Below are 1,190 nucleotides of genomic sequence, written 5' to 3' on the forward strand. Positions count from 1 at the left end.
GGGAAATCCTGAAAAAGACTTCCTGATTTGGCAAAATCCCCGGACACCAATCGCCGAGCTTTTCGATGATGAAACAAATGACCTTCGCCGATGCCGAGTACGCCGGTAAGCGCAAGCAGACCCGCAAGGAGCTGTTCCTGATAGAGATGGATCGGGTCGTACCCTGGGAGGGTTTGATTGCTCTGATCAAACCTCATTACCCAAAGGGCGAAGGGGGCCGTCCAGCCTATCCGCTGATGGCGATGCTGCGGATTCATCTAATGCAGAACTGGTTCGGTTACAGCGATCCGGCGATGGAAGAGGCGCTGTACGAGACGACGATCCTGCGCCAGTTTTCCGGTCTGAGCCTGGAGCGAATCCCGGATGAAACCACCATCCTCAACTTCCGTCGCCTGCTGGAAAAGCATGAGTTGGCCACCGGTATTCTCGGCGTGATCAATGGCTATTTGGGCGACCGTGGCTTGTCACTGCGACAAGGCACCATCGTCGATGCCACTCTGATTCATGCGCCCAGTTCGACCAAGAACAAGGACGGCAAACGCGACCCGGAAATGCATCAGACCAAGAAGGGCAACCAGTATTACTTCGGTGCCAAAGCTCACATTGGTGTCGACGATGAGTCCGGGCTTGTGCACAGCGTGGTGGTCACTGCGGCCAACGTCGCGGACGTAACCCAAGTCGACAAACTGCTGCACGGTGGTGAGAACGTGGTCTGCGCTGATGCGGGCTATACCGGTGTAGAGAAGCGTGAAGAGCATGAGGGGCGCCAAGTCATCTGGCAGATTGCAGCCCGGCGCAGCACTTACAAAAAGCACGGTAACCGCAGCGCGTTATACAAAGCGATACGTAAGATCGAAAGAGCCAAGGCCCAGGTTCGCTCCAAGGTTGAGCATCCATTTCGGGTGATCAAGCGCCAGTTTGGTTATACGAAAGTGCGCTTCCGAGGCTTGGTGAAAAACACTGCTCAGATGGTGACGCTGTTCGCCCTGTCGAACATTTGGATGGCGCGTCGACATTTGCTCTCCAATGCAGGAGAGGTGCGTCCGTGAAGAGTGAAGTGACTGCTGCGAGGTGCTTGCAGCGGCAAAAAAGGCTGAAATAGACGGCAGGTTTGACCGGGATTTGAGCGGCTACCGTTTTTTGAAAGTGTCGATGGCGAAGTAGCCGGAAAACAGGGGCTACTTCAGACC

General features: G+C 55.2%; 1 protein-coding gene. It reads left to right on the forward strand.

Annotated elements, in window-relative coordinates; all coding sequences use genetic code 11:
* Nucleotides 1-68 precede the first annotated feature (68 nt).
* A complete protein-coding gene (locus PSEMO_RS28945; protein WP_024086516.1) occupies nucleotides 69-1,049 on the forward strand; it encodes an IS5-like element ISPa26 family transposase in 981 nt (326 codons plus the stop codon).
* Nucleotides 1,050-1,190: the final 141 nt, after the last annotated feature.

The sequence above is a fragment of the Pseudomonas putida genome, from assembly GCF_001941965.1.
In the GTDB taxonomy this organism is placed as follows: domain Bacteria; phylum Pseudomonadota; class Gammaproteobacteria; order Pseudomonadales; family Pseudomonadaceae; genus Aquipseudomonas; species Aquipseudomonas putida_L.

Bases quoted from the DNA above. Each gene is read 5' to 3' on its own strand.
- PSEMO_RS28945 (WP_024086516.1), top strand. From the start codon at position 69: ATGAAACAAATGACCTTCGCCGATGCCGAGTACGCCGGTAAGCGCAAG.